Origin of the sequence: Microbacterium luticocti DSM 19459 (genome assembly GCF_000422405.1) — a bacterium.
Lineage (GTDB): Bacteria > Actinomycetota > Actinomycetes > Actinomycetales > Microbacteriaceae > Microbacterium > Microbacterium luticocti.
This window is the reverse complement of record NZ_KE383824.1, coordinates 93468-98659: the sequence shown is the minus strand read 5'-3', so window position 1 is coordinate 98659 and position 5192 is coordinate 93468. Positions and strand designations below refer to the sequence as shown.

Annotated in this window: 3 protein-coding genes, 1 tRNA gene and 1 other RNA gene; 1 reads left to right on the top strand and 4 read right to left on the bottom strand. The window is 73.0% G+C overall.

Annotated features, from left to right (window positions below; all coding sequences use genetic code 11):
- Window positions 1–204 precede the first annotated feature (204 nt).
- From H577_RS0113680 to H577_RS0113665, 4 genes are all read right to left on the bottom strand, one after another.
- Window positions 205–292: transfer RNA gene (locus H577_RS0113680), tRNA-Ser, on the bottom strand.
- 28 nt (window positions 293–320) lie between these two features.
- Window positions 321–2624 (bottom strand): transglutaminase TgpA family protein, encoded by a 2304-nt coding sequence (locus H577_RS0113675; protein ID WP_029146424.1) that lies wholly within the window; start codon window positions 2622–2624, stop codon window positions 321–323.
- The gene (locus H577_RS16610; RefSeq protein WP_051192047.1) at window positions 2611–3870 is read right to left on the bottom strand and encodes a DUF58 domain-containing protein; all 1260 of its coding nucleotides are present in this window, start codon (window positions 3868–3870) and stop codon (window positions 2611–2613) included. Before H577_RS16610 ends, H577_RS0113675 begins: the two co-directional genes overlap by 14 nt.
- A gap of 6 nt (window positions 3871–3876) precedes the next feature.
- Entirely contained in the window at window positions 3877–4842 is a 966-nt protein-coding gene (locus tag H577_RS0113665; protein ID WP_029146423.1) for an AAA family ATPase, read from the bottom strand.
- A 186-nt stretch (window positions 4843–5028) separates the two neighbouring features.
- Between H577_RS0113665 and ffs the strand changes: the two genes are divergently transcribed.
- Window positions 5029–5125, top strand: an RNA gene (gene ffs, locus H577_RS17470) — signal recognition particle sRNA small type.
- Window positions 5126–5192 lie beyond the last annotated feature (67 nt).

Sequence of the window (5192 nt, the reverse complement as noted above, 5' to 3'; positions counted from 1 at the left end):
GGCAAACGCGTCCTCATCCTCGCCGACCAGCAAACCACCACCGTCGTCCACCTGAACACCGGAGAGATCATCGCGACCAACACCATCGACCCCGACCGCACCTACTGGCGCAACACGATGAAAGCCCAAGGCCGATGGCCCAGGGCTTCCAAACAGTGACCTAAGTCGCGACTCAGGTGGGACCTATGACGCGACTCATGACAATGGCGGAGGATGGGGGATTCGAACCCCCGAGGGCTTGCACCCAACACGCTTTCCAAGCGTGCGCCATAGGCCACTAGGCGAATCCTCCGGGCGGCCCCGCGGGACCGCCCACCATCCTACCGGGTCGGTGCGGATGCTCCCGCCCGGGCGTAGGCGCTCCCCGGCCGCACGATCAGCGAACGCGGGAACAGCAGCGCCCGCATCCTGCGGCCCGTGGAAACCGCCAGATACAGCCCGGCGCACACCGCCCGCGCCGCCTCGGCGATATCGCGTGCGTGGGCGGCGGCAGCATCCGCCCCGCCCGGCGCGTACGCCGCAGACTCCACCGCCGTCACCAGCGCCGCCGCCTGCGCATCCGGCGCGCCGTGATCGCGCACCAGCCGGGTGCCGAACGCACGCGCCGACTCGGTCAGCGGCACCGGGATGCCCAGGTCGATCGCCACGTCGCGCACCGCCGCCCACGCCGCCAGCGGATCGCCTGCCCGCGCCGCCGCCGTCCGCCGCCGGCGGCGCAGTGCCCCGATCAGACCCGGCAACAGCAGCAGCACCACGACCACCGCCGCGCCGAGCGCCCACGGCACCAGGTTCGGGCCGGCCGTCGCCGACGAGCCCGTCTTCGCGTCATCCGCCCGCAGCCCGTCGGGATCGCGCACCGACGACGGACTCGGCTTCGCCGTCGGCGACGCACTCGGCGTCTGCGGCCGGTCGGCCTGGCTGCCGCCGCCGGCCGCCTCGGGCAGGAACGACGTCGCGTCGCCCAGGCTCTTCGTCGGCTCGAACTGCACCCAACCGATCCCCGAGAAGAACACCTCCGGCCAGGCGTGCAACTGCGCGCTGCTCACCGTGTACTCCAGCGGTTTGCCGTCGGCCACGGCGGCCGTGTCGGCAGAACCTGGAAGATAGCCGACCACGATGCGCGACGGCATCCCGAGCACCCGTGCCATGATCGCGAACGCCGACGCGAAGTGGATGCAGTAACCCTGTTTCTGCTGCAGGAATGCCGCGACCGACGAGATGCCCGACCCGTCGAACCCGTTCTGCGCGGGCGCCGTCAGCGAGTACTCGAACTCGGGCCCGCGGAACCACGACTGCAGCGCGATGAGCGCGTCGTAGTCGGTCTCGGTGCCTGCCGTGATCCGGGCTGCGTCCTCGCGGATCACCGCCGGCACCTCGCCCGACAACGCCGTGTCGCGCGGATCGGTGCCCCGCGCCACCGCCGCCTCGATCTGTTCGAGCGTCGGCTCCGGCTCCTGCGAGACCACCGTGTACTCCTGGCCGGACGAGGAGGTCACCCCCTTCGCGACCACGGTGCGGTTCGCGTCCATCGCCTCCCACCCCGACGGCGCACCGGTCACCGACACCGCCGGATACGGCACCGGCAGGTAGCGGGCGGTCAGCGCGTCGATGCGGATGCGGGTGGTGACCTTGCGGGAGGCGATGTCGGTGCCGGCCTGCAACGGGCCGAACCCGCGGTCGGCGCTCAGGGCCGTCGACCCGAACGCGTCCGGCTTCCACACCGCACCATCCAGCTGCGACAGCGTCGCCACCCGCAGATACGGCGCAGACGGCGCCGTCGTGTGCAGTGTGAGCACGGTCACCGGGTCGGGGCGGCGCAGATCACGCCCCAGATCGAGGCTCGCATTGATGGTGGTGCCCCCGCCGAGCCCCGCGCCCGCGCGCGGTGCGGGCTCGGGCAGCAGGGGAGTGGCCGCCACCGCGACGAGCATCGCCACCAGGCCGATCGACACCGCGATCGCCGAGGTGCTGCCAGGGGCCGTGGGCGCGGCACGCGGCGGCCGGTACCGGGTGCGGGTCTCGGCCCGCAGCAGGAACAGGATCGCCGCGGCCAGCAGCACGAACCCGAGCACGTCGAACGGACCCGACACGGCCAGCGACGGAATCAGCGACACCGCCACCAGCGCGACCGCCGCCGCCAGCGGCATCCGTGCCGTGATCGCGACGTGGTCGACGACGATCGCCACCAGCCCCGCCCCGGCGACGATGCAGAACGACAGCGCGGCATCCGCCTGCAACGGCGCGATGCCGGTCTCGATCTCGGTGAGCGCCTGCTGCACCAGGTCGGGGACCAGCCGCAACGCCCGCAGCGTCGGGATGACGAACACGATCGCCGTCGCGCTCAGGAACATGGCGGTGACCAGCCCCACCCACACCGCCGCTTCGATCAGCGCCACCGTCACCGCCGACAGCCGATACCAGCGCCCCACGAACCCGGCGGCGAACACGGCGGCCGACACCCCGGCGGCGCCCGCCGTCCACGCGCCCGGCGCGATCACGCCCAGCAGCGGCACCAGCGCCGCCAGCACCGCCGCCCACGAGCCCAGCGTCAACGACAGCTGCGCACCGGCCCGACGCTCACGCCGCTGCTGCCTACGCGCCGCACGCGTCTCAGTCGAAACCATGCGCCACCCCCGCGATCGCATCCGCGTGCGCGACGCGCGCCCACGCCTCACGCAGGTCGGTTCCCGGGGCGATGGATGCCGCATACCAGCCGGCCGCGACAGCCCGCTCCAGCGCGTCGTCGACGGGGGCGGCCGTCAGCAGCACCGGATGGGCGCTGTGCCCGGGCAGGGCGGCGAGGGCGTCGGCGTCGGCGGGGCGCAGCACGCCGGTGATGACCACGAGTGGCCCGGTGTTCGCCGCCGACCACATGCGCGCCAGCGTGGCGACGTCGGCCGTGCCGTGCGCCACGGTGGTCGCGAACCGCCCGATCAGCACCGCCACCGCGGCGTGGTCGCCGCCGGGCACCGGCTCCGACAGCGGCGCACCGTCGGCGTCGATCACCTGCACCGAGTAGCCGTCGCGGGCCAGCGCGTTCGCCGCCGACACGCACGCGGTCACGGCCTGCTCGAACAGCGGATCCGCGCCCGGCCGGGTCGAGGCATCCGCCCCCCAACGCGTCGGCGCGCAATCGAGCACGACGGTCGCCTCGGGGGTCGACTCCTGTTCCTCCTGCCGCACCATGAGCGTGTCGCGGTGCGCGGTGGCGCGCCAGTGGATGCGGCGCATCGAATCGCCCGGTTTGTACGGCCGGGCCACCAGGTTGTCGGCGCCCTGCCCGAGCCGGGTGGTGGTGGCGTGCAGCATCCCCCCGGTCGCCCCGGCGAACGCGGTCAACGGCGGCAGGTCGACGCATTCGGGGGTGACCATCAGGCGGGTGGTGTCGCCGACCTCGGCGCACCGCCGGGCGATGCCGAACGGGTCGCGGATGGTCAGCTCGAGCGGGCCCAACCAGTGCACGCCGCGCTCGGTGGCGTCGAGGTCGTACACCAGGTCGACGGCGCGGTCATCGCCACGCAGCCCCGAGCCGAGCGCCGGAAACCGGCCGTCCGACCGGCCGACCAGTCCCTCGGGCACGCGGTCCTCCCAGGTGCCGGGGGTGGTCGGCAGGGCCGTGCGCACGCTCACGTGCACGGTGATCCGGGTGCAACCGCCCACGGGCACCGCCGGCGGCGACGGGGTGCGCGCCAGCGTCACGTCGCGCCGGGTGATGTGCAGGGCGATCAGGCTCATCACCACGAGCGCGAGCAGGAACACCCCGAACCCGAGCAGTTGCACCGAGCCCAGTTGCGCGGATGCCACGAAGAAGGCCAGCGCGAGAACCCCCGCGGCGGTCCCGCGGAGGGTGAGCGGCCACGCCTGCCTCATCCCCGGTCACGCCCCCGACGACAGCGGCACCGGCACCGTGGCGATCAGCCGCTGCAGGATCGCGGTGACAGTATCCGGGCCGCCGCGCCCGCGCACGCTGGTGGCGCGGGTCGGGATGAGCCGGTGCGCGAACACCGGCACCAGCAGGGCGCTGATGTCGTCCGGGATGACGAACGCCCGGCCTTCGAGTGCCGCCCACACCTTCGCGGCCCGCACCAGTTGCAGCGTCGCGCGCGGGCTCGCGCCCAGGCGCAGGTCGGGGTGGGCGCGGGTGGCCTGCGCCAGCGCGACCGCGTACTGCTCGACGGGCGCCGACACGTGCACGCGCCGCGCCCACGAGATCAACTCGCGCACCCGGCGGGCGTCGAGCACCGGGGTGAGCGCGGAAAGCGGGTTGGCGGTGTCGCGCTCGCGCAGCATCTGCACCTCGGCGGCGGGATCCGGGTAGCCCATCGAGATGCGCATCATGAACCGGTCGCGCTGCGCCTCGGGCAGGGCGTACGTGCCCTCCATCTCGAGCGGGTTCTGCGTGGCCACCACCAGGAACGGGTCGGGCAGCGGATGCGTGCGCCCGTCGACGGTGACCTGTCCCTCTTCCATCGCCTCCAGCAGGGCCGACTGCGTCTTGGGGGAGGAGCGGTTGATCTCGTCGGCGATCACGATGTTGGCGAACACGGCGCCCGGCTTGAACTCGAACTCGCGCTCCACGGGGTTGAACACGCTCACCCCGGTGACGTCACCCGGCAACAGGTCGGGGGTGAACTGGATGCGGCGCACCGTGGCATCCACCGTCGCCGCCAACGCCCGCGCGAGCATCGTCTTGCCGACCCCGGGCACGTCCTCGATGAGCAGGTGCCCCTCGGCCAGCAGCACGACCAGCGCGCTGCGCACCGCATCGGGCTTGCCGTCGATCACGCGGGAGACCTCGGTGAGGATGCCGTCGGTGAGCTCCGCGAACGCGGAGGGGCTCATCGGCGCGGTCGTCCGGTCATCAGTGGCGGATGTCGTCGTCTGCTCCATCGGCAGCCCTCCGGGGGTGCGGCGCGGGCCTCGTCGCCCGCGTCATCCGATCGTAACGCCCGCATCCGACCTGCTCGCCGCGCGTGTGCTGGGAACCCGGGCCGGATCCGCCGGGGCGACGCGATGCCCTAGACTGGAGTCAGCTCTCCGCGAGGCGGCATCCAGGCCAACTCCCCCAGGACGGAAACGTAGCAAGGGTAACCGGGCTCTGCCGGGTTCGCGGAGAGTCTTTTTTCGCCCCGGGCGCGGTGCGCCTCGGTTCGGTCGACGCCGCACGGTTATCACGGTTCGGTCGACGCAAA

Bases quoted from the DNA above. Each gene is read 5' to 3' on its own strand.
- H577_RS0113675 (WP_029146424.1), bottom strand. From the start codon at position 2,624: ATGGTTTCGACTGAGACGCGTGCGGCGCGTAGGCAGCAGCGGCGTGAG.
- H577_RS16610 (WP_051192047.1), bottom strand. From the start codon at position 3,870: ATGAGGCAGGCGTGGCCGCTCACCCTCCGCGGGACCGCCGCGGGGGTT.
- H577_RS0113665 (WP_029146423.1), bottom strand. From the start codon at position 4,842: ATGAGCCCCTCCGCGTTCGCGGAGCTCACCGACGGCATCCTCACCGAG.